At 36.8% G+C, this 25,220-nt stretch carries 20 protein-coding genes; 14 read left to right on the top strand and 6 right to left on the bottom strand.

The genetic code is table 11. From position 1 onward, the window contains the following. Positions 1–120: 120 nt before the first annotated feature. From D3222_RS09205 to D3222_RS09185, 5 genes are all read right to left on the bottom strand, one after another. Positions 121–1,569, bottom strand: a complete 1,449-nt coding sequence (locus D3222_RS09205; RefSeq protein WP_118985889.1) for a flavin-containing monooxygenase — start codon at positions 1,567–1,569, stop codon at positions 121–123. Between the two features lie 219 nt (positions 1,570–1,788). Next, on the bottom strand, positions 1,789–1,860 hold the full coding sequence (locus tag D3222_RS26655) for a helix-turn-helix domain-containing protein (RefSeq protein ID WP_369973505.1): 72 nt from the start codon (positions 1,858–1,860) through the stop codon (positions 1,789–1,791). Positions 1,861–2,228: 368 nt separating this feature from the next. Further along, complete coding sequence (locus D3222_RS09195; RefSeq protein ID WP_118985887.1) at positions 2,229–3,242, bottom strand: fucose-binding lectin II; 1,014 nt, start codon at positions 3,240–3,242, stop codon at positions 2,229–2,231. A 423-nt stretch (positions 3,243–3,665) separates the two neighbouring features. Then, entirely contained in the window at positions 3,666–4,706 is a 1,041-nt protein-coding gene (locus tag D3222_RS09190) for a fucose-binding lectin II (protein ID WP_118985886.1), read from the bottom strand. A gap of 452 nt (positions 4,707–5,158) precedes the next feature. Beyond that, complete coding sequence (locus D3222_RS09185; protein ID WP_118985885.1) at positions 5,159–6,097, bottom strand: fucose-binding lectin II; 939 nt, start codon at positions 6,095–6,097, stop codon at positions 5,159–5,161. A 395-nt stretch (positions 6,098–6,492) separates the two neighbouring features. Between D3222_RS09185 and D3222_RS09180 the strand changes: the two genes are divergently transcribed. From D3222_RS09180 to D3222_RS09105, 14 genes are all read left to right on the top strand, one after another. Further along, positions 6,493–7,716 (top strand): MFS transporter, encoded by a 1,224-nt coding sequence (locus tag D3222_RS09180; protein ID WP_118985884.1) that lies wholly within the window; start codon positions 6,493–6,495, stop codon positions 7,714–7,716. A 267-nt stretch (positions 7,717–7,983) separates the two neighbouring features. Beyond that, positions 7,984–8,424, top strand: a complete 441-nt coding sequence (locus D3222_RS09175) for a hypothetical protein (protein ID WP_118985883.1) — start codon at positions 7,984–7,986, stop codon at positions 8,422–8,424. An 885-nt stretch (positions 8,425–9,309) separates the two neighbouring features. After that, on the top strand, positions 9,310–10,779 hold the full coding sequence (locus tag D3222_RS09170; protein WP_118985882.1) for an Eco57I restriction-modification methylase domain-containing protein: 1,470 nt from the start codon (positions 9,310–9,312) through the stop codon (positions 10,777–10,779). Continuing rightward, positions 10,776–11,117, top strand: coding sequence for a hypothetical protein (locus tag D3222_RS09165; protein WP_232832459.1), 342 nt, complete (start codon positions 10,776–10,778; stop codon positions 11,115–11,117). Before D3222_RS09170 ends, D3222_RS09165 begins: the two co-directional genes overlap by 4 nt. A gap of 968 nt (positions 11,118–12,085) precedes the next feature. Beyond that, positions 12,086–12,862 (top strand): SDR family oxidoreductase, encoded by a 777-nt coding sequence (locus D3222_RS09160; protein ID WP_118985881.1) that lies wholly within the window; start codon positions 12,086–12,088, stop codon positions 12,860–12,862. Between the two features lie 2 nt (positions 12,863–12,864). After that, on the top strand, positions 12,865–13,578 hold the full coding sequence (locus D3222_RS09155) for a 4'-phosphopantetheinyl transferase family protein (RefSeq protein WP_118985880.1): 714 nt from the start codon (positions 12,865–12,867) through the stop codon (positions 13,576–13,578). Next, positions 13,571–14,386, top strand: coding sequence for a cyclase family protein (locus tag D3222_RS09150; protein WP_118985879.1), 816 nt, complete (start codon positions 13,571–13,573; stop codon positions 14,384–14,386). Before D3222_RS09155 ends, D3222_RS09150 begins: the two co-directional genes overlap by 8 nt. 650 nt (positions 14,387–15,036) lie before the next feature. Next, entirely contained in the window at positions 15,037–16,323 is a 1,287-nt protein-coding gene (locus D3222_RS09140; protein WP_118985878.1) for a beta-ketoacyl-[acyl-carrier-protein] synthase family protein, read from the top strand. Further along, complete coding sequence (locus D3222_RS09135) at positions 16,316–17,431, top strand: beta-ketoacyl synthase N-terminal-like domain-containing protein (RefSeq protein WP_118985877.1); 1,116 nt, start codon at positions 16,316–16,318, stop codon at positions 17,429–17,431. Before D3222_RS09140 ends, D3222_RS09135 begins: the two co-directional genes overlap by 8 nt. A 34-nt stretch (positions 17,432–17,465) precedes the next feature. After that, on the top strand, positions 17,466–17,714 hold the full coding sequence (locus D3222_RS09130) for an acyl carrier protein (protein WP_118985876.1): 249 nt from the start codon (positions 17,466–17,468) through the stop codon (positions 17,712–17,714). 23 nt (positions 17,715–17,737) lie between these two features. Then, complete coding sequence (locus tag D3222_RS09125; RefSeq protein WP_118985875.1) at positions 17,738–19,285, top strand: class I adenylate-forming enzyme family protein; 1,548 nt, start codon at positions 17,738–17,740, stop codon at positions 19,283–19,285. Beyond that, on the top strand, positions 19,285–20,727 hold the full coding sequence (locus D3222_RS09120; RefSeq protein ID WP_118985874.1) for an SRPBCC family protein: 1,443 nt from the start codon (positions 19,285–19,287) through the stop codon (positions 20,725–20,727). Before D3222_RS09125 ends, D3222_RS09120 begins: the two co-directional genes overlap by 1 nt. Positions 20,728–20,746: 19 nt before the next feature. Further along, positions 20,747–21,901 (top strand): alpha/beta hydrolase family protein, encoded by a 1,155-nt coding sequence (locus D3222_RS09115; RefSeq protein ID WP_118985873.1) that lies wholly within the window; start codon positions 20,747–20,749, stop codon positions 21,899–21,901. Between the two features lie 938 nt (positions 21,902–22,839). Next, complete coding sequence (locus tag D3222_RS09105) at positions 22,840–23,541, top strand: helix-turn-helix transcriptional regulator (protein WP_198672774.1); 702 nt, start codon at positions 22,840–22,842, stop codon at positions 23,539–23,541. A 508-nt stretch (positions 23,542–24,049) separates the two neighbouring features. Here the strand turns inward: D3222_RS09105 and D3222_RS09100 are convergent. Continuing rightward, a complete protein-coding gene (locus D3222_RS09100) occupies positions 24,050–24,394 on the bottom strand; it encodes a hypothetical protein (RefSeq protein WP_118985870.1) in 345 nt (114 codons plus the stop codon). Between the last annotated feature and the right edge of the window lie 826 nt (positions 24,395–25,220).

The following is a 25,220-nucleotide window of genomic DNA, read 5'->3' as shown; positions in this document are numbered from 1 at the left end:
AGAATGTGACTTGGGATAATGAGTTCTTAAACCTGATTAATGACAATTAGCAGCCCGTTTATGATAACGGGCTGACAATAGAGTATATTATATAACCCCTGATTTTTTAATTTCGGGTGGTTATGTCCATTTCAACGCGGCATCATCTACAGGCTGTCCCAAAACTTGTTTATCTTTTTTGTAATCATGCGGAACCTGCCAGGTTGAACTGCGTCCCTGACGAGGAAGTAAGTCCTCTGCACGTTTTACATAACCAGATTGCAAGGCGCTAAAAATATGTTCGTCCTCTTGCATTTCACCCGGCTGAGCACATGGTGTCACCGTTGTAGCGTCACGACGATCCATCTCGTTCAACAAACGGCAGATATAATCCGCAGAGAGATCAACTTTCAACGTCCAGGGGTTATTGATATAACCAAACAGACAGGCAAAATTAGGGATATTCTGTATCAACGTCCCCTTATAAAGCATGCGATCATGACCTTGCTGTTTTTGCCCATCAATAGAGAGTTCAATTCCGCCAAGAAAATGTAATTGCAGTCCAGTGGCGGTAACAATAATATCCGCTGGTAATTCCTGGCCGGATTGTAATGAGATGCCGTTTTCAGTTATGCGTTCAATATTGTCAGTAACGATAGAGGCTTTACCTTCTTTCAGTACCTTAAATAGGTTATTGCTGGGAATAAAACAGAGCCGTTCATCCCACGGCATGTATTTGGGCGTCAAGTGCTTCATGTCAAAATCTGGGCCGACGCGTTTGCGAGCAGATGACAGTAAAAATGATTTCGATAAATTAGGTAAATATCGACTCGTTTTATAAAGTAAGCGCTGTAGAAAGAGATTGCGATTTCTACTCAATGTGTAAATCCAGCGCTGTGGAATAATGCCTTTGCAGAACTCTGCTATCTTATCTCTTCCAGGGATTGAAATAATATAACTCGGAGAACGCTGTAGCATCGTGATATGTTGAGTATCATTTGCCATTGCCGGAAGTAAAGTAACTGCTGTTGCGCCACTACCAATGACAACAACCCGCTTTCCTTTGTAATCTAATCCTTCAGGCCAATGTTGAGGGTGAATTACCGGGCCTTTAAAATCTTCAATGCCGGGGAATTTAGGTAAATGAGGTTCATCATAGTTATAATAACCTGTTGCAGCGACGAGAAAACGACAGGTAAATTGCCGAGTTTCCCCACTGATTTCATCAATCGCGATAACAGTCCACTGGTGAGTCGCATTTGACCAGTCAGTATGAGTGATTTTTAGACCAAACTCTATTTTCTTATCAATTTCATACTCTTTTGCTGTTGCATGGATATAACTTCTAATTGAAGGCCCATCTGCAAAAACACTGGTGTCTGTCCAAGGTCGGAATTTATAGCCATAGCTCATCATATCTGAATCTGAGCGAATGCCTGGATAGCGAAATAAATCCCAAGTACCGCCTATCGTCTGGCGACGTTCTAAGATAATAAACTTCTTATCAGGACATTTCCTTGTTAAATGACATGCTGTACCAATGCCTGCAATACCAGCGCCAATAATCAAAACATCATAATGGTTATTCACTGTATTTCTCCTACGAGGTCATTTTTTGATGAGTTGAAACTCACCTAGCTAAAGCAACGTAATTCTTGTCGTCATTGACAGTAGCATAGCAATATGAAATTGCTTTAGTCTTACATTGCTCATTACAAGCGTTGAACGTGTCAATATTCCCTACCGTTACAAATAAATAATTAGCCTGAGAATATTTTCACCCTTCAATGTTAATATTGGGTACCGTATTTAAGTCACGTTATAGACGAAACAAACACAATCAAAAGTTTGCTCTAGCATTTTTGCCTGTTCTTGAGTCAATATTGTATGATGCAAGGATTTTGAAGTGAACCTGACAGAACTTAGCCGAGGGAAGATCAGATGTATTGTATTGATTGAATATCTTCCCAAAGTTTAGATCCTAGCTATTCATGAGGAGATTTTTCGGTTAATTCGATATACCCTTCATCTTTCAAGCTGCTGCTTTGTTGGCTGCTTTTACTCACCCCAGTCACATAGTTATCTATGCTCCTGGGGATTCGTTCACTTGCCGCCTCGCTGCAACTCGAAATCTATTAGGTATAAAATAATCCAGAGAACAGGATATTCTCTGAATTATTTTAAACATGTGAAGTTGTTCAAGGGGATTTAATTTTTACTTATTGCTGACTGATCCCTCCTAATCATTTTCATGTTAGGGGCCAGTTCAATACCACCACGCTATCATTATAATTGCCCTCGGTACCATTTTCAGCACCAATAATGATTGAGCCGGGTTTTCCGTCAAGGGTATTATAGGCGTAACGGAGTTTACAAGGTTTGCCGTCCCCTGTAATTTCAATACAGATTTTACCTGTACCAGATGTATAGGCTTTAGTCGCCATCAGATTATCTGTTCCTTTACCGGTTAATGTATCTACTAGAAGATCGTCAATATAGACTTTTACCGTTTGCCGACGAATATCGGTATTAGAATAGGCTATCAGGCCAAATCGAATACTTTGAGGTAACTGGAAACAGTGTTTACCAGTGTCATTAGTATCACATATTCCACCACAACCCCCACTATTGCTTCGGTCACTGCCTAATAAATCGGGATCAACTGACACTGCTGCTTGAATTTTGTTGAAGGGACCGCCGGTATAATTAGAAATGGGAGCCGGTCCATAATCAATAGCATTCGATTTTAGGTTAAACCGGATATAATTACCTCCTTTGAAGAGATCAATACGAGAAGATATTCTCTGTACAGCCGCATCTAGATTGGTACTGAATTCTGTGTATTTCTTTGTAATGCCCCATCTGGCTGAAATAGAGTTTTGTTTAATCGTATGTGAATTCACAGCGTAATCGATACAATCACTGCCTTTGAAGAAGCAAACAATATTTGTTGTAAATTCTGTGGCTGCATCTATCCCATTTTCGAATTCGGTCCCTTTCAGTCCGGGCCATCCCTCTGAGATAAACTTAGGCCCATCAGTTACCTTAGCTTTTGCGATATTAAATTTAACATATTGCGAGCCTTTGAAAAAATATAAATAACCATTTAAATTAATCACATCGTCAATATTTCTTTGAAACTCGATAGGCAAGTTATGCCAATCTTTACTGATAGGTTTAGGATAGTTAATGTCTGGTTTTTTTGATATCTCATCATATCTAGCGTTATCTGCATTAAGGAATAAATAGACACTTGAGTTCATTAATATATATCCTTTATAGTTTTTAAATTTGTCATTGATTTCTCATATTTGTTAAATTTCCTGTTCATAGATAAATAATAGAAATAATGACATTAAGACTATTTAGTGAAACAGAAAATTTACACTATAGAAATTAATGGAAAAGATAGATTATGGCAATGTTATATATTAATGAGTTATTTATTGATTTAATGGTGTTGTTTCTTTGAAAAAAATATAAATATAGACTAAGAGGTGATGATTATATTGTGAAATTAAGGCATAAGTAGCTATTTTGTATTTATATTTTATTTGTTTTTATGATTTAATGATGACATGTGAAAAATATATTAGATTGATAATATTTTTATATAAAAAGCGGTATAATACCGCTTTAATTTAGTATTTTATTTTTTGTGGTTAAATGACTAAGATTTTTCTAATTCATACCTGCGGCCAATTCAATATCACTACACAGTCATTGTAATTATTCTTGGTACCGTTTTCAGCACCAATAATGACTGAACCGGGTTTTCCATCGAGGGTATTATAGGCATAACGGAGCTTGCAGGGTTTGCCATTTCCTGTAATTTCAATACAGATTTTACCTGTACCTGATGAGTAAGATTTAGTGGCGGTTAAATTATCAACTCCTTTGCCGGTTAATGTATCTACCAGAATGTCGTCAATATATATTTTTATCGTTTGCTGATGAACATCAGTATTCGTGTAGGCTGTTAGCCTAAATCTGGTACTCTGTGGTAATTGGAAACAGTAGTTACCAGTGTCATTATTACCACATGTTCCGCCACAGTTTTGACTACCTAACAAATCTGTATCAACTGATACCGCAGCTTGAATTTTGTTGAAGGTAACTCCTAGCCAATTAGTTTTATTAGGGGTCGTTGGTCCCCCATCGATAGCATTTAATTTCAGATTAAATCGGATATTAGAGTTACCTTTGAAAATGAAGATATAATGGTATCCACGAGTCCTCCATAAAATTGCGGCATCCAGATTGGTACTGAATTCTGAATATTTTCCAGTTGTTCCCAATTTTTCTGAAATCGTTTTCTGATTAATCGTATGTGAACTTACAGTATAATCGATACACTCGCTGCCTTTAAAGAAGCAAACGACATCGGTAATGTCAGGGGTTTTTATATCTATCCATTCCGTAGCTGCATCTATCCCATTTTCAAATTCGGTTCCTATTAATCCGGGCCATCCTTCCACGATGGGTTTAGGTCCCTCAGCTACTCGAGCTTTTGCGATGTCGAATTTAAGATATTGTGATCCTTTAAAGAAATACAAATAACCATTTAAATTAATCACATCGTCAATATGTCTTTGGAATTCGACAGGAAGATTAGGCCAATCTTTACTGACAGGTTGGGGATAACCTGGGTACACTCCATTATGGCCAGATATTTCATTGTATTTAATATTTTCCGAGTTAAGAAAAAGATAACTGGATGTATTCATTGTTATATATCCTTCATGGTAATTATATCTTAACGTATTGTTTTGATTTTCAGTTGAAATAGATTTAAAAATGGTGTTGAAAATTCCAAGTTTAACTCTGCAATTTTTTATATATTTGGTGATGCAGAATGATTTGTATAATTTAAGGTTAATTCCAGTGATGGGTTGTAATCAAGATTATATATTAATGATTTCCTGATCTATTTGATTTGTTTGTATCTTTGCAGAAATAAAAATACATGCTAAGAGATAAGGTATATATAAATCAAATGGGAATTAAAGCATTAGATTGTATTTTTTAACGTCTTTTTCAGTGTTTTTTATTTTTATGTGGGATGAGTAATGCTTGGAAATATATTTTATTAATGATGTTCATGGCATAAGAAAGCGGCATGTATTACCGCTTTAATTTATTAATGATTTTTTTAGTGAAATTAATAGGGTATTTTTAACTAATTCACCAGTGGCCAGTTCAAGACGACCACACTATCGTTGTAATTATTATTGGAATCATTTTCAGCACCAATAATGACTGCACCGGGTTTTCCATCAAGCGTGTTATAGGAATAACGGAGCTTACAGGGTTTACCATCCCCTATAATCTCAATACAGATTTTACCTGTACCTGATGTATAAGCTTTAGTTTCTGTTCCTTTGCTGGTTAATGTATCGACCAGAAGATCGTCAATATACACTTTTACTGTTTGTTGATGGATAATTGTATTCGTATAAGCTATCAGACCAAATCGAATACTTTGAGGTACCTGGAAGCAGTATTTACCGCCGTCACTGGTGCCGCATTCTCCAGCACAATTAGAGGGTTTGGTCACCGGGAGACAAGGATCTTTAACTTGTGTCATTTTCCACAGGCCAGTATAAGGTTTGCGGAGGTTATTAGCAGAAGTATATACATGACATACTGTTTCAGGGACGCCAACCCAACCATGAGTATCAAGAAAGCCTCTGGTTCCCCAACGGTTATATAGCGTAATGCTTTCATCTTCTTTGATTTTCCCATCGATAGATGGCATGTCGGAATAAATAATCCACTCTAATGTTTCTGGGCGAATGTTTTTATCTGATGTATGTATCGGGTATATTTCACCTTCTGGAACCTGTTGACTTGAGGATTGATAATGTCCTAAGTAGCCGCCATCACATTGATAAAGATTGTGGAGTAAAATAGTATCATTGTTAATAACTTCACTACCAACAGGCTTGCCCGTTCCTGATTCAATTCGCCAGAATGATCCTGCCGCAGTGGTGGTTATCACAGTATATTTTCCATCTGAAATACCACTCGTTCCATATACACTAAGATATCCACCATCCCAGTTTCTGAAACTATTTAATATTTTTACGGTATCGCCATATTTAAGTATATTCGCCATGATTTCTCCAGAGGATGTGTTATTTATTGCTCATCATTGATATATCCCTGATTTCATCATGCTATTGTTGCATAATATTTTAAATTGCTTCAGGGATCAGCAAGGTATTTTGCTTTTTTATGATTCTTAATAGAGATAGTCATCCCACCAATAGAGTATCAATCATAAGATGATTGAGAGAAAGGCCGAGCATTTGTGACTTACTCCTAACAATGAACAGCGCCTGGAAATTGCTATTACTTGATGATTCTGTTTTGCTGCTATCAGCGTCACGTCACGCTTGGTTACGCCAGATGCTTACAGTGATGCTACGCGGCGCTTTTTTTTGCTCTGCATGTGATGTAAATTGCTTACTACGTCGATGAAATTTAAGCCAATAGGAATTGGAACTCATAATGTCGAAGTTAATTGGAAATAATCAGGTAGTTGGAACTAATAATATAGTTGTTATTGCGATGGTTGTTGCATTAGTTCAATTTATTAATGCATTAGAGTACATGATGGTAACTCCGCTTTTTGTTTATATGTCGAAAGATTTTCACATGCCGGTTACGATGGCGGGAGTTATTGCGGGTGTTTATGTTTTTTCCTCGGTATTTTCTGGCCTGACATCCTTTTTCTTTATTGATCGCTTTAATAAAAGAAAGGTTCTCATTTTAAACACACTGTTTCTCGGTTTGATTACGTTCCTGACGATTTTCTCTTCGGAACCATACCAACTTATTCTGCTACGTATCATTGCCGGTCTGTTTGGTGGTGTGACATTGGGAGTCGGTATTGGGATCTTACTTAATAATTCTCCAGAAAGTATGCGGGGAAGAGTATTAGGGATTGCATTTTCATCTTTTTCATTTGTGAGCATTTTAGGTATACCGTTGTGTTTATATTTGGCCGAGAATTTTAACTGGCAAGTCTCTTTTTTATTTATCGTTATTTTATGCATAGTGAGTTTGCCTCTGATCCTCTTCTTTATTCCAGGAGCAGAGAAAGTAAAAAAGAGTCACAATAAAATTGTGCTGACTAAAAAAATAACATTAGCCGGGATGGCTAGTGGTGTCAGTAATTTTAGTCCCTTCATGCTTATTCCGATACTTGCTCCGTTATTAACCAATGTGTTTTATATCCCGGAAAATCAGATTGCACTGGTATTCTTTTGCGGTGGTATCGCATCTTGGGTGGGTACTTATTTAACCGGGAAACTTTGCGATAGATACCCTCCTCAGCGAATTACTATCGCCGCAGCGACGCTATTTATTGTCAATATCTTTCTAGGATTGACGGGAAAAGTAGATGGATACATTTTCTTCTCACTTTTTATGTTCGCGACTTATGTGCAGGTTATGGCTGCAAATGTGCTTGCTTCTTATGCTTCGACGCCTGAAAACCGTGCGGGTTTTGGCGCCCTTCAGATGGCATTTTCTAATTTGGGTGCCGGTGTGGTGTTCTTCTTCTCCTCCATTTTCTTAGACGGTAAGGAGATTATTGCTGAGAACGTGCGGCCTATTTTCATACTGACTATGGTTAGCGCCCTGATATTACCTATATACGTAATGAAATTAGCTCAGGTGATGAAAAGAGGGACAAAAGATTTAATGAATAATGCTAAGCGTAATAGTTAAGGGAAAATAACGATAGATATGTGATCTAGCCTTAATGGTAAAATAAAGGTTTTGCGCTATATTTGAATTTAAGGCTAATCATTGATATAAGAGTATAGGTATAATTAGTAAAAATGGAATGTTGTTTTAAGTATAATATCACTGGAGGAAATTACTGTAATAAGGATAATTTTGGCTCATGCTGGATGATAGTGTGCGAAAGGATGAAGTTATTATAAATCCTATCATAATTATTATTGAAATTACTAATTGACATAGGTGAATAAAATGGAACGAAAATTAAGTAACACTCAGAATAAACCAGCTATTAATATTATTGCGGGAGTAACGAATATTAAATCTATTTATAATAAAACGCCTTGTAAAATTGTGGTTGAGCATGGATATATTTCCAGGAAAAATTTTTCTGTGGATAAGATGTCTGAATGGCATGGCGATTTATGGGCTCCTTGGATAGGGGATAAATATGAACCTAATAAAGCAATTCATATCTATACTGAAAAAGGATTTAAATCTGAATTTGGATTTAATATTTGGATATTTCAAGACTATTGTAATCCACTGAATGAAAATGCGGTTAAATATTCCATAAATAGGGAATTTACTTACGATGATGCATTAGAGATTTCAGGTAATAATCGAGGTGGTGGAAATAAAATTCTAACATTGGAATTTAATGATAATAATATTCATCTGGAAATGATATAGCGTTATGAGATATTAAATATCTCGGATAACGTTCTGTATCAATAGACATCCGTTGAAATGACAGCATTTCTTCGCGTGTAGTTCAGTATTTTTGATTTTCTTGTCGATAGTTTAGATAATTAACTATTAGACAAGTTTTTATTTGAACTAATAATTAAATTATTGAAATGCTGATACGCGTAGAAATCGTTTATCTTTCTAATACCTATCTCATTAAACTATTTCGTTTGCTGTTTATTGTAATAAAGAATAAATCTGCTTAATGGAGTGAGTGATGTAAATCATTTGTCATGTACTGTGTATATACCCTTCATCTTTCAAGCTGCTGCTTTGTTGGCTGCTTTCACTCACCCCAGTCACATAGTTATCTATGCTCCTGGGGATTCGTTCATTTGCCGCCGCGCTGCAACTCGAAATCTATTAGGTATAGGTTAATACACTGGTTGATGGAGATATTTATACAAGTAATAATGTAATTAATAATCAATATCATTTGGTAAAATAAGATTAAAAATAAATTAGTGAAATAATAACAATTATCCGATATTTATTGCATATTTTTACTGGTTATTACATATTGTTGAGATATGTAACAAATTAAGAACTAAAAATAGCAATAATTAGTTACGAAATGTCATTAAGAATTTACGGAATTTTATTTATTTTTGTTTAATTTTGTCTTGTTTAACTTCTGTTGAAGTGACACCTCATCTGTATAAGCTTAATTTTTTTGGTTAACATGCTGATCATGAAAGGGGGAATGTTTTATCTATTTTTATGGGTGTTAAAACAGTCAGTGCAGAGGATATGAGGTAAAATCAGATTTCATTGTTGCTTAGTGGTGTATCATTTACACTAAACGAAATTCACTATCCAGATACGATAATGCTCCAACAACTAGACACCGTAGACAGTGTGCGCCGCAAGATTGCTCCCCGGATTACTAAGAAACGCAAGGCTGAATTAGGTCAATTCATGACCCCTTCTAACGTAGCCCGTTTTATGGCATCCCTTTTTCCACCTAGCACTCTGCGTACCTGCCGTCTGCTAGATGCGGGCGCAGGGGTGGGGGCGTTATCGTGTGCCTTCCTTGATCGATGGGTGACGGGCGGTTTTGGCTTTGAGTCCGTCGAGGTGACGGCTTATGAGATTGACGACAACTTGTGTGGCTATTTAGCGCGGCACTTGGCTGGATACAGCGGTGTGACGCCGCGTATCATCGTGGGTGATTATATCGAACTGGCAACGACCGAAGGTCAGCAGGAGCAAGGCTATACACATGCGATCCTCAATCCGCCTTACAAGAAGATTAACAGTAATTCAGCGCATCGGCTGGCTTTGCGCTGTGTTGGTATCGAGACTGTGAACCTGTATTCGGCCTTTGTGGCGCTTGCTGTGTCCGAGACAGTACAGGGCGGGCAGATCGTGGCGATCATCCCTCGCAGCTTCTGCAACGGACCATATTACCGCCCATTCCGTAACTTTATTCTAGAGCGTGCAGCTATCCGGCATATGCATCTATTTGGATCGCGCAACAAGGCGTTCAAGGATGACGAAGTTTTGCAGGAGAACATCATCATCCGGTTTGAGTGTGGTGGTCGGCAAGGACCAGTGACGGTATCAACTTCGACCGATGACACTTTCACCGACCTTGCTACCCATGAGTATCCATTTGACCGGATTGTATGCCCAGATGACCCCGAGCAATTTATCCATGTGCCCACGTCGCCGGAGAGAAGCGCCATTGAGCTATCCTCGGTGATCCGCTACACGCTGGCTGACCTTGGCATCAAGGTATCGACTGGGCCTGTAGTTGATTTCCGGTTGAAAGCGCACCTGCATAGCATGCCGGGGCCGGGGACCGTGCCTTTACTCTATCCCGGTCATTTCAGCAGCAATGTTACTCGATGGCCCATCGAAGGGATGAAAAAACCTAATGCTATTGAACTCAACGCTGACACTGAAAAGTGGCTTTACCCAAGCGGTTTTTACTGTGTAGTACGGCGCTTTTCGTCCAAAGAGGAAAAGCGTCGAATCATGGCGAATGTGGTTGAACCAGATACATTTGGTGACGCGCCCGTACTGGGCTTTGAGAACCACTTAAACCTATTCCATGAGGACAAGCATGGTTTGCCTGAACGATTGGCCCGTGGTTTGGCCGTGTTTTTGAACACGACTGCTGTTGATGAAAATTTTCGACGCTTCAATGGCCATACTCAGGTTAATGCAACTGACCTCAAGATGATGAAGTACCCGAGCCGCGACACTTTGATTGAATTTGGCGAGTGGGCTATGCAGCAAGGAGAACTCACGCAAGCTATGATTGATACCAAATTAGGGAACCTAATCGAATGAACGACAAAAACGACTATATCAAAGCTGCGTACCAGCTCATCATTTCTTTGGGGTTGCCACGTGCACAACAGAATGAGCGTTCTGCTTTGTGTCTGTTGGCCCTATTGAACCTCACGCCGGGTAAGGCGTGGGCCGCTGCGGAAAACCCGCTTTTGGGCATTACACCCATCATGAACTGGGTGCGAGAGTTCTACAATAAAGAATACGCGCCGAATACCCGCGAGACGTTTCGCCGTCGGACTATGCATCAGTTCTGTCATGCGAGTATTGCCCTTTACAATCCAGATAAACCTGATCGCTCAGTGAACAGCCCCAAGGCGGTTTATCAGATTGTTTAGTTATCATGAAGGTGTGGTTACTGTCGCTGTAGATAAAATAATAAAAGTCGCGTAAATATTATAGTAAATATCTGGTAAGGCTTTTATTAATAAGTGGATTATTTGTTATAGAATTAAGATCTAAACTATTCTGATAGAGAATATTGGGAAATCATGATTTTTATATTTGATGATTTCTAATAAAGTTGCCGGAATATAGCCTCTTGATGATGTTTAATATAGTCAAAAGGTGATATTCTTACAGAGGAATCAGGTGTAAACTAGCCAGTAATGAACTGTAACGTATCTCCGGCTTTAACTGATTGACACATCCTTAAGATAGAGGGAATTCGCTCTTGGAATTGTCTCGTCATCAATCTGTCCCAACAAATATTATCCTTGAAGCAAATCGAACGTATTGCGTGTTTGGTTTGCATGACTGTGCCATAGTTGTTGTATTTATGAAGGCAGCATGGGGGGATAAGCCTATCTGGGAGATGAGTAGCGTTTCTCTATGTTGTACTTTGTCTCTTCTATTGCCATTCCATAAAAAAATAATCTAACGGTTAATTCATAACATCATGGTTTTCAATCTTTTTAAAATCCGATGATTATTGCTGACCATTTATTTGATTCTCTGATTAGTCAGAAAAGGTGAATTTGTATAGTGACATGATAAAGCAATCTGGTATTATAAGTTATTGTAAATGTAACATCGGTATATTATTGAGTTTTACGTAAAACCATTAATATTTTTCGTAAATGCTGACAAAAACTGTCACTAGTTTGTGAATAATGCTTGTTAGGGGTAATCGTGTTTTTCCGTGAATAGCAATAATATATACCTAATAGATTTCGAGTTGCAGCGAGGCGGCAAGTGAACGAATCCCCAGGAGCATAGATAACGATGTGACTGGGGTGAGTGAAAGCAGCCAACAAAGCAGCAGCTTGAAAGATGAAGGGTATAAATAACGATAGGAATAGTTCAGATGAAATATGCCTTTATTACCGGTGCGACAGGAGATATTGGTTTCGCAATTACAGAGAGATTATCTGAGGATGGCTTTGAACCAATATTATTATCGCGTACTCCTGAGCGTCTTGATAGTGCAATTGGTAAGTTACGTAATAAATATGGTAGTCAATTTGCCAAGAAAATAGTTTGTGATGTCTCTAATCATGAAGATGTTAAAAAAGCGTTTGACCAACTGGAGCTTGAAGATAATAAGCTGACAGTACTGGTGAATTGCGCAGGCATTTCTGGTGGGGGTATTACTGCTGAAATAAGCCCACGAACTTGGCAAAATGTCATAAACGTTAATTTAAATGGTACTTACTTTGTTATACGTGAAGCTTTGACAAGAGAATTAATGTTATCTGGTGGCAGAATTATCAATATTGCTTCCACTGGTGGGAAACAAGGTGTTATTTATGGTGCGCCTTATTCTGCTTCTAAGCATGGTGTTATTGGCCTGACTAAATCTTTAGGGCTTGAATTAGCACGTAATGGTTCAGGTGTCACGGTTAACGCAGTTTGTCCTGGGTTTGTTGAAAGTGATATGGCGGAGCGTGTCAGAGAACATTACGCCAAAATTTGGGACACTGATATAGCCGAAGCGAAAAGAAGAGTAGAAGAGCGTGTTCCTATCGGAAGATATATTGAACCTAATGAAGTGGCTGAAATGGTTGCTTATCTTGCATCCCCTCTCGCCGGGGCTGTAACCGCTCAAGCGCTTAATGTGTGTGGTGGATTAGGTAATTACTAATTATGGACGGTATTTCTTTATCATCTGATTTTTTCGATCTTTGGATTATAAAAATCGACGATATTGATTTAGTTTCTATTGAACAGTTAATTCACCGTTCTGATATAGTTCGCCATAACCACATTTGTTTAGCGGATAGAAGAAAAAAATTTATATTTAGACGGGCTGCATTACGTTATGTTTTAAGTCAATATTTATCGGATTATGAAATCATAACGAATGATAACGGGAAACCTTATATATCCACGGAGCGAGACTTCAAATATTATTTTTCACTGAGTGCTTCAAGAAACTATTGTGCCATCGGTTTTAGCTCAAGGGAAATAGGTGTTGATATTGAAGTCACTCCTTCTAAGATAAAATTTTCTGAAATTGTTGAACGTTTTATTCAGGATGAGGCGCTGGAATATATGAAAGGTGTAATGTTAAAACAACCGTCAGGAGTCAGCCCCGGATTTAAGAATTACTATCATTTAATGTCGTTATATTATTGGGTTAGACTTGAAGCATATATTAAATTATTTGCTTCGACTTTACATGAGAAATTATTGGCTAATAACTCTGATTCTGTTAAAGGTATGAAAGAACTAGAGGCAAGCACATTATTGATTCATCATCAGCAATTTGTTTGTGCCTTATCTCAAAAGAAGGTAATTTCTACACCAAATATCAAGGAAATAAACTATTCCGAAATTATAAGGAACAGAGATGAGTAATATTATTGACTTAAGTGTTCCTATAGATTGTGAATTTTGGGAACCTGAGAAAGTAACCAGGGGAGTCGTTGATCATAAAGAAGGTGCCAATAAATTAGGTGAGAGTTATTTATATTTCCATACCAGTTCATGGTGGAAAAGAGCCTTTATAAAACTGTTCAAACGCAAAAAGTGGATCATTGATCACAATGATTTTCCTGATGGTATGGGATTATCACTGATGCATTATCAATTAACCACGCATACTGGAACGCATATTGATGCTCCCTATCACTATGGGTGGCATAAAGGGCAAGATCAGCCAGCAACGATTACTGATATCCCTTTGGATTGGTTTTATAATCATGGTGTATTACTTGATTTTAGCCATGATAATCAATCAATTGATAAACAGGCGGTAGAAAATCATTTAAAGAAAATCAATTATAAAATAAAAGAAAATGATATTGTCCTTATTAGTACCGGAGCTGATAAACTGATAGGAGCGAAATCCTATTTTACTCACTATAGAGCAATTGAAAGCAGTGCTGTTCAATGGTTAGTCGAGCAAGGGGTAAAGATTATTGGGACAGATGCATTTAGCTTTGATCGGCCATTTATAGAGATGATTAACGATTATAAGAAAACTGGGAATAAAGATTGCTTATGGCCATCTCATTTTATCGGACGGGATCATCCTTATTTACAGATAGAACGGCTTTGTAATTTAACCAGTATTCCTAAACCTTATGGATTTAAAGTGTGCTGTTTTCCAATAAAATTAGAGAAAGCAGATGCTTCATGGAGTCGAGTGGTCGCAATATTATAATAATATGTAATTATATGGTAAGACGGGAGAGAATATGAGCAGAAAAGAGACTTCAAGATCATACAATTAAATCTAATGTCCAATATGCCTGAGTATATACCCTATGGATTTCAAGATGCATCGCGACGGCAAGTGAACGAATCCCCAGGAGCATAGATAACGATGTGACTGGGGTGAGTGAAAGCAGCCAACAAAGCAGCAGCTTGAAAGATGAAGGGTATATATTGTACTGTGGGCGGGTATATCAGCTCTATGATAATAAATTTGTCATCTCCTTTCTGGATGATTTTTAAGAATAAATTGAGTAATTAAGGAAAAGATTAATTATTCTATCCATATGCAGAACGAAGGGAGTTAACTTAGTTTGGTTTAGCCTGGGATATTCATATTATTATTGTAATTTTAATAGATGAAAGGACAGTGAAAGAACCAAATGAGTATTTAAATAGAGTTATGGTTTGGTGCTTATTTTCAAGAATTTTGGTTAGGAGATAAAAATCAAATATATATGACAAATATAATTTTATAGATGAAGTAGTTTAATATTACTACTTACAGATAATGATTTTCTTAAATGAAAAAGGGTAAATTTTATATTAATAAAACTTGCCTAAATAAATGTTTATTATATTTCCATCGAGATAATTATTGTGATAATAAATAACAGAAATGAATCTCAACCACGTAGAGTTGTGGTGACAGGGCTAGGTGTTGTTGCACCGACAGGTGTAGGCGTTAATGAATTTTGGAACAATATTCATAACGGGAAATCGGGAGTGAGTAAATATGAATGGGGAAGAGAAAGATTTGGCTTTAAAAGCGGAGCAATAGGACAAGTTCACGGTAACGATAGCAATAACAAAGAGTTTGTTCTGAAAAATGAGCGTAAATATCTCCAGTTTGCTCTGGAAGCTTCTGAGATGGCAATGCAAGATGCAAACTTAAAACCTTCAGACATTGATGGCCAGCGTTTTGGTGTTGCGATAGCAACAGCGATTGCCGATGCTGCGGGAATGGAAGAGTGTTTACTCAGGATCACCAAAGGGGGCAAAGAGAATATTCACCCTGATTTAATTAAATCAGAAGATTATGACAGCTTTGATTTCAGCTCTGCCGCAACTGCTGTTGCGAAAAAATATGGCGCATCTATGTCCGTCAGTAATATATCAACCGGGTGTGCGGCAGGACTTGATGCATTAGGCATTGCGATGGAGCATATCCGTTATGGCAGAGCGGATATTATGCTGGCTGGTGCAAGTGAAGCGCCACTTTGTCCACTTTCTATCGGTTCTTTTGAAGCTTTAGGGGCACTATCATCAAGAGAGTTGGAAAATCAGCAAGCAGCGACTTGTCCTTTTTCGCTTGAGCGGGATGGATTTGTGATTGCAGAAGGGTGTGGAATATTAATTTTAGAGTCTTATGAACACGCCAAGCAGCGTGGAGCACATATCTATGCTGAATTAGCAGGGTATGCATCCGTCAATAACGCTTATCATATGACTGACTTGCCAGCGGATGGAATGGCAATGGCACGATGCATTGATATGGCATTGAAGGATGCCCAGATATCGCCATCAGCGGTAAATTATATTAGTGCTCATGGCAGTTCCACGGCGCAAAATGATATTAACGAATCAAATGCGATTAAATTTGTTTTGGGAGAAAATGCATTTGGTATTCCAATTAATTCATTAAAATCAATGACAGGTCATGCTTTAGCTGCCGCTAATGCGATTGAGTCTGTAGCATTATGTCTTGAAATAGAAAAGCAGTATGTTCACCCAACAATTAATTATCAAACACCAGATCCTGATTGCGATTTAGATTATATTCCTAATCAAGGTTGCTCATATCCAATTAAGACCGCGTTAAAATTATCAAGTGGTTTTTCTGGTATTCACAGTGTTATTGTTATGAGGGCAGTAGACAATGCGTAGAAGAGTTGTCGTTACCGGGGTTGGTGCAATACATCCTGATGGCAATGATGTCACCTCCATAAAATCAAAAGTCATTCAGAAGTTATTGGGCCAAGAATCGATAAATAATACGACCGAAAGTTCTGTAATAAGAACATTGAGTGATTTCGATGGTGCAAAATATATCAATAACCGCTTAAGACGTAAAATTGATGAATTTTCGGTTTATGGTATCGTCGCCGTTGAAATGGCATTAAAAGCGAGTAGATTGGATGTCGATAAGCTTGATCCTAATCGCGTTGGAATATATGTCGGAAACTGTTTTGGTGGATGGCAACATATTGAGGATGAAGTTAAAGCGCTCCATATTGAAGGCATAAAGGGAATGGGACCTTATGTTGCCACGGCATGGTTCCCAGCGGCACTTCAAGGGCAATTGTCACTGCTTTATGGTTTTAGTGCGCAATCTAAAACGTTTTCTACCTCCGATGTGGCAGGGATGCAAGCAATAGGCTATGCGGCCGAGGCGATTTCCAATGGTGTCGCGGAAGTGATGTTATGTGGTGCGTCAGAACATCTTTCCAGCCCATTAGTTAAAAATTTACTGGAGAAAGCGTCAAGCCAGAAACACTCTGAGGTTTTTGGCGAAAAACGGCCAGGAGATTTTTCGGAGGGCGCTGCATTTCTGGTGCTGGAAGAGAGGCAACATGCTTTAGAGCGCGGTGCTTCGATATTGTGTGAATTAACCGGTTTTGTTGATTATTTCGCACCGGATAAAAATACCAGAAATAATACCTTGGAATATACTGCTGAACTATTCAGCCATAATGAAAATGCTGTATTTATTATGGATGGAATATATGATGATGAAAAAGAAATAACGAGTAAGGCTTTCTCAAATAAAGAGATAAAAACATCATTTATAAATCTGAGGCCTTATTTGAATAATCAATTTTCAGTCAGTGGTGTGATTGATTCAGTCTTGGCGTCATCATTCTTGTCAGAAAGTCATGGAGATGGGGAACAACAATCTAATAAAATTAATGAGTTTTCAAATGCTAACCAAATAATAATTCAGCGCTTCAGTAACCAAGGTCATGTGTGTGCGTTGAGTTTTTCAGCTATTTAATCTTTAAAATATTTAAGTACGTGAGGAAAAATATATGAATAATAATCCAGAAGTAAAAATAAAAACGATTTTGTCTCTTTTTCTTAACATTAATATTGATGATTTCAATATGGATGCAAACCTTGCTGATGCCTATGATATGGATTCCACGGAATTAGCTGACTTGGCAAAAGATATTGAGAAAGAATTCGGTATTTCTGTGACTAAAAGTCAATTCAGTCATTGGGCAACAGGAAGAGCGGTTCTTGATTTCGTCTTATCAAGTTTAAACGATAAAAATTAACTGCTAATTAAAGGGAAACAGAAATGAAACTAATCTCTATGTTGTTGCATTCAGAGCGTGATAACTTACATCATGATTGTATTATCACTAAGGATTATCATTATACAAGAAAAGAGGTCATATCTTCTGTTTCCCACTTAATTGATGACTTACTTAATCGAGGAGTTCAAAAAGGTAATAAAGTCATTGTTATATTTGAGCATGATGAATTAGGTATTTTCTTTTTAGCTGCTGCGAGTGCCATGGGGCTGCATTTATTAATGCCTTATAATTTATCATCAGCGACAATCGATGAATGGATTAATTTTACCAATGAAGTGCAATACGATTTTGTGGTTTATCTTAAAAAAGATAAACATTTTGTTGGAAGATTAAAAGAAAACAACATTAATGTGATTGATATTTCGGATTATAAGATCCGGGGCAGTGATGATATCGCGGAAATTCCAATGATAACGTATTCTCCGCAATCTATTGCTAATTTCATTGTCCTGTTCACCAGTGGAAGTACAGGTAAGCCGAAAGCTATTAGTATTTCAGAATCGTTAGTATGTCGACGAATTTATTCAGTGACAGAGAAATTAAAGTTCACTCAAGATGCTAAAATATTCATGTCAGGTTTGTTGAATAATACAACTGGAGTGATTTTTTCTTTCGGTTCATTATTACATCAATCAACACTTTTTATACCTGAAGACAGAAATGTAGAGAGATGGCCTGATTATCTTTCTCGCAATAAAATAACCCATATTATGTTACGCCCAGAGTCGATGAAGTTATTCGTTAAATCAACCGCGGAACATAATGTCGATCTCTCTGACTTACGGGTTGTTGCTTATGGCGCCGCAGCTATGCCGCCTAGCGTACTGGAGAAAGGGCGCCGATTAATTAGTTGTGAATGGATGCAGGGATATGGGTTAAGTGAAACTTATGGTCCTTTCTGTTGGGTCGATGAGCAAGATCATCGTGATAAAAGATATCTCAATTCAATTTATTGTGTTGGAAAGATTGATAATACATTAGAGGTAGCGGTTAAACCTATTATAGGCTCATCTGATAATATCGGAGAAATTATCCTAAGAGGTGAAAGTATTATGGAAGGGTATTATGATGTCCTTTCTAGAGAAATAACGCCTCCTGATGAGTGGTTTGCCACTGGTGATTTAGGTTATATAGATGAAGAAGGTTATTTAATTTTAAAAGGACGTAAGCAAAATACTTTTATGAGTGCTAACGGACATAGAATTTATCCTGAAGAAGTTGAATCTATTTTATCCCGAATACCCAATGTGAATGTGGCTACGGTTGTTGGTTTCTCTTTCCATGAAAATGGTGTCGCTATTGATCAACCGGTTGCCTGTATGAGTGGAGAGATATCGAAGAAATCATTACCTGAAATTGAAGATATTATTTCATCATTTTTAAGTTGTAAACTCAGTCGAGAAAAATGGCCGGATTGGTTCTATGTTACTGATGAATACTTTCCAAAAAGCCATAATGATAAGATATTGAAATCAGAGTTAATTAAGTCAATCGATCCTAAAAAATTATTTACATTGAGGAATCAATAATGAATTATGTAGAATCACATTCAATTATTTGTAATGCTCAGGTAGAGAATGTATACCAAATCATTTTAAATTCTGAGAAATGGCCAGAAATATTTGAACCATGTCAGGAAGTAAAGACTCTGTTTAGGGATAAAGAGGGTGAAAAAATAGAAGTTAAAGCCTTACTTAACGGTGTCTTAATGCAATGGGAATCAAATCGTAAATTTTATCCAGAAACATTCAGTATAAAATCAAAACTGAACCCCCCAATGACATTAGTTAAAGAAATGGAAACGTCATGGCGCGTGATTAAAATTAATTCTCAGCAATGTGTGCTGTTATTAGAGCATTTGTATGATCTTGAGTCTGAAATCACTGGGTTAATTGATGGTGTTGAAACGATAGAACAGGCGCACGAATTTATCAGTAAAGCTATTGATACTAATTCAGTTAAAGAGCTCAATAATATAAAAAATATCGTAGAGTCAACAGAGGGAGTGGAAAAAATATTAAAAGGAACGTTTACTCATTCAGCCATATGTGAAGCTCCAGCGCAGCAGGTCTATACTTTGGTTAAGGATGTCTCTTGTTGGACTGATATTTTTTCATTCTGTGATGGTGCGGAAGTTTTAAATAGAGCAGGCAATCAAGAATTGGTTGAAATCAAAGCAAAACAAAATAATAAAGCAGTAAGTTGGCAAACGCAGCGATATTATTTTGATGCTATTTATCGGATTGACTATGTTATGCCTACACCGATGCCATTATTAAAAACAATGAATGGCAGATGGCAAGTCATTCCTATTAATGATCAACGCTGTATTCTAACGGTGCAAAGGAACTGGTCTTTATTAGAAGATATCAGTGGTATCGTTGATGGTGTTGATAATCATGACCAGGCTAATTCCCTTATTATCTCATTTATCAATGATAATACTCGAATGGAGATGGACAGTATAAAGAGCCAGGTAGAAAGTCATAAAAAATCAGATTTATTAACGTTCACGGCAGGATATTATATTCCTCACCAAGTCGATGATGTTTATAATATCTTTTTAAATATCAATGATTGGAACAAGATATTACCTCATTGTGATTCAGTAAAAGTCATTTATAATGATAATAAGTATCAAGAATTTAACATGGAAGTATCAACGCCAAATGGAAATGAGACTTTCCGTAGTATACGATTCTGTGATGCGAATAATTTATCGATTGAATATTTTCAACCAGAGCCTCCTTTAGTATTGAAGTCTCATAGTGGCTCGTGGCGTATATTGAGTAAAGGAAGTGGTTCGTTCATTGTTTCTAGTCATGATGTTGAGTTAAATCATGATTTATGTGCAGTTAAATTTGGTACGGAAGATAAAGCAAGACAACAAGAGATAGTAAAAAATGCCATTTCAGAAAATAGTAAGAAAATGGTCTTTGCCTGTAAAGAGTGGTTAGACACTCGTATTTAGTAAATCAAAGGAAAATAAGATGAATAATAAAAATAAACCCAATAGAATTTCGCCAGAACTTCTTGCTACTTGTGGTTATTTTATGCCGAGACTATTTTTCTTAAATTCTCAATATGCTCCCCAAGTTCATTGGGGAGATGTTGTTGCGGCATTGAGTCATTTTCCAGCGGAAAACTTAGACTTATCCTCTGAAGAGTTTTGGTATGAATGGATGATTAATTGGTCAAAAGTGGGTGATAGCTATATTAATATCGCTAACTCGGCTAAAAGTGAAGTCAGCCATGTTCGTGCTTTGAGGAGTGCCGCTGCCTGTTATCATTGGGCAGAATTTATGTATTTCAGTGATAGGAGTAGAAAGATACAGCTCAGAGAGTATATTCGTTCATGTTTTTTATCTAGTATAAAATATAGTGATTTGTTGGTTGAGCATCAATATATTGCCGTTGATAAATTTCATATGCCGTTTTTCCTTATATTCCCTAAAGGGTATAAAGAAGAAGAGAATCATTCTTTGCCTTGTGTTATTTTATCCAATGGATTGGATTCGATGACTGAAATTGAAATATTATCTTTGGCTGAGTTTTTCTTAGGGAGAAATATGGCGGTAGCTATATTTGATGGGCCAGGGCAGGGAATAAATCTTGGAAATTCTCCGATAGCTATTGATATGGAATTATATGTTGCTTCTATAGTAAAATTATTAGAGGATGATGCCAGAATTAATAGTGATCTTCTTTGTTTCCTAGGAATTAGTTTTGGTGGTTATTTTGCGCTACGTGTTGCGCAAAGAATTGGTGATAAATTTTGTTGTATCGTCAATTTATCCGGTGGGCCTGAAATAGCAGAGTTTGATAAGTTGCCAAGACGGCTTAAAGAAGATTTCCAGTTTGCATTTATGCAAGATAGTAGTCGTATGCAGTCTCTTTTTGACGAAATTAAATTGGACATCTCTTTACCTTGTAAAACCAAGGTTTTTACTGTTCATGGTGGATTAGATGATATATTCCCGATCGATAAAGTGAAAAATTTAGATCAGTCATGGGGTGATAATCATAAGTTATTATGTTATGAATCAGAGGCTCATGTTTGTTTAAATAAAATAAACGAATATATGATACAAGTTTCAGATTGGGTTAGTGAACAATTTTGGCTAAATGGCTATAAAAAAGGCTAACTTATTTTATACTATACCGAATAGATTTCGAGTTGCAGCGCGGCGGCAAGTGAACGAATCCCCAGGAGCATAGATAACGATGTGACTGGGGGTGAGTGAAAGCAGCCAACAAAGCAGCAGCTTGAAAGATGAAGGGTATAACTGCCTATTCCATTAGATCTCATGATTGTGGGCTATTATTTTGTAAGTTAATAGTGAATACGGATAGTGTGCAGGAGTTGCTACGTATATTGTCTTGGCTCGCTCTTTTTATAAAGAATGGGAAATGAAATAGTTTAATAGGATGGGCGTTAAATAGGACATCAGGTTGTGAATAGCTGTTCTTATATTGAAGGTAAGCTAGTGATTATTCATCTTGTCTAAAAAAATTTATTTTTTTTCAATAGAAGTTAAGGTTAAACCTATTTGGGTATGCCTTTTAGTTCCGCTGCTCTTTTACATTAGTCACAAAATCAAAACATCTTCCCAGGCATTACGAAGAGATATGTCCGAATAAAATAAGACCCTATTTTCTCTATGTTCGATGTTCGACACTTACTTCAACCTTGTTTCGGCGTAATGCATCGAATATTTACTCTTGACAGAGTTTGGTAATTATGTAAGGCGGTAATGGTATTCTCGTCAATACAGACAATTGAGGTCTATATTAAATATAGGATTTCGAGTTTATGGTTTTATAGAGAAATCTCGACATTGTTCCATGATAGATAATTAAGAATATACCTAATAGATTTCGAGTTGCAGCGCGGCGGCAAGTGAATGAATCCCCAGGAGCATAGATAACGATGTGACTGGGGTGAGTGAAAGCAGCCAACAAAGCAGCAGCTTGAAAGGTGAAGGGTATAAATAGTTATATTGGGTAATTGGCTAGTCACTCAATCTTATTTATTTAGTAAAGCCTTTCCTATTTGATTTTTATTAAAATGAGGAGTACGGAAATGTCAAGAACCGAAAGACTTATAGTATTATTGCAATATTTGAGACAAAGAAGGTATCCTGTCAGTGGTAAATTACTAGCGAGTGATTTAAATGTAAGCTTGCGCACGCTCTATCGAGATATTGCTTTATTAAATAGTCAGGGGGCAAATATAGAGGGTGAGCCAGGTTTGGGGTATATATTACGGCCGGGCTTCATGTTGCCTCCTTTAATGTTTACAATGGATGAAATTGATGCTTTAGTTTTGGGCAATAAATGGGTTATTGAACAAAAGGATGTTGTTTTGGCTAAGTCTGCTCATAGCTTTATATCTAAGATTGCCGCAGTATTGCCCGAAGAACAGCGTGATCAGTTATATTATTCGCCAATGTTTGTAAAAACAGAAGGTTACAGTAAAATTACAGATAATAATTTAATGTTATCTGATATCAGAAGAGCTATATATCATAAATCAAAAATAGTGATAACTTTTCTTGATGTAAATAATACACATACTGTGAAAACTGCTTGTCCGTTGTCGATCTTTTTTAATAATGAATTCTTTTTAGTTTCTTGGTGTGAAGTTAGTCGTAAGTTTTCTAAGTTACAAGTAGAAAAGATAGAGAAATTGGAAGTATTATCTGAAAGATATATACAAGATAGAGTGTTATTACTAAAAAAATGGAGCGAGAAAGAGGGATTGCCTGATAATAATTTATCTTAAATAAATGATTGCGAATGAATAATTTATGTGGGTATTTATCCTGTACATGTTTAATTGTTATTTTTATTAAGTATATAGTTGCAAATATATGGTAGATTCTGATGATTATCTGAACTTTTTGCTTTTATTTATACTGAGGGTTTGAAAAGTTTAGTGATTTTATTAGGTTTGCTAAAATTCGGTTTTGTTTACTAAAAACGAGGGATGAGATCCCTTAAAGGATCGAGTGAACAAGAACGATTATTAGGAAAAAGCCGCCCTAGAGTGCCGATTGTGAATAGTAAGATAAATCACTTAATTTGGTAATCTGGGGCAACGAACAACATAGGGTTGGCTTGAGATTGTGGATAATAAAATTCAAGATAAGATTTTACGTCGATTGAACAAAGATCGTGATCCTATCACGATCTTTGTTTTGTCCGCTTGTGAGCTTGTCTTTATGTAAAACTGCTATTGATATTTCCTACATGGTGCATTTTACTGACGTAATAATGAAGTGGAAGAAACGCTACCATTTCCATGCATCTGGGCTGGTTCCCGTGGGTAATACACTAATGCCAAAATCACTAATGACGACAGCGACATAGATATCATTATCATAACAATTTAATTGATAACTCCTTCCTTTTGTCGTCCATTGCCAATAATCATTTTTCCAACTTTCTGGATAGAATTCTTGGATAAGTGAAGCGGTTGCTGGATGTAACCCATCAACATTGAGAGTACTCGTATTTCCAGAGCTGCTCCAAATCACATCACCGATTAAGTTTTCATTTGTAAGATTAATAACGAAAAAATAATGATTATTAATTCCAAGCATTTCACCTTTTTCTTTTTCCTCAGTCTCTCTCATCTTCGACTCCTGGTTAATGGATAAAATGGGTGAGTGAAAGTAGCCAACAAAGCAGCAGCTTGAAAGATGAAGGGTATAGAATGTAAAGTATATCATCATGAATATTTTACATGAATATTAAATGAAGGTTAATCGTGCTTTTTGGCAAGCAGATTGAAATGATGGTGGGAGCTGAAAAAAATGATTAGATATCATCTAAGGTTAATTGTGCACTGGAAAATGGTTTGATGAGTTGTTGGATCGGATTGATATCTCAGGAAGGTTAAAATAGGTTAGTAGGGGATGAATGTTTATAATATTTTGATTTTAATGACTTAATTAATTTTATGTCTTTAGTCGGAGGAAAAATTTTTGTGATATTTATCACGATTTATATTAAAAAATGCGCACAAGTAACCATATTGGACTAAAAATAAAAAGCAATGTGATAATTTTGTATGATGATTATTTTGAGTTGTTAAACGTAATTGAAATACAAATAGAGGTCATGTTGTTAAATTATTTTCGAGGTTATGTTTTTAATCATGTTGCCTGAATGTGGGTTAGATTGGCTTTATTTTTTTTCGTATAAGAATAAGAGGTGAGTTTATACCTAATAGATTTCGAGTTGCAGCGCGGCGGCAAGTGAACGAATCCCCAGGAGCATAGATAACTATGTGACCGGGGTGAGTGAAAGCAGCCAACAAAGCAGCGGCTTGAAAGATGAAGGGTATATATAAGTGTGAGGACAGCCATTATGGTAAAAAAGGTCTCTCGATTATAAATGGATTAATAGATTAAAAATAACTGCCAGTGAAATATCTTACGATTTTTAGATGGCAATAAA

It is taken from the genome of Photorhabdus sp. CRCIA-P01 (assembly GCF_003545805.1).
Taxonomy (GTDB): Bacteria; Pseudomonadota; Gammaproteobacteria; order Enterobacterales; family Enterobacteriaceae; genus Photorhabdus; species Photorhabdus antumapuensis.
The sequence above is the reverse complement of the archived record's forward strand: the minus strand, read 5'-3'. Positions and strand labels throughout refer to the sequence as shown.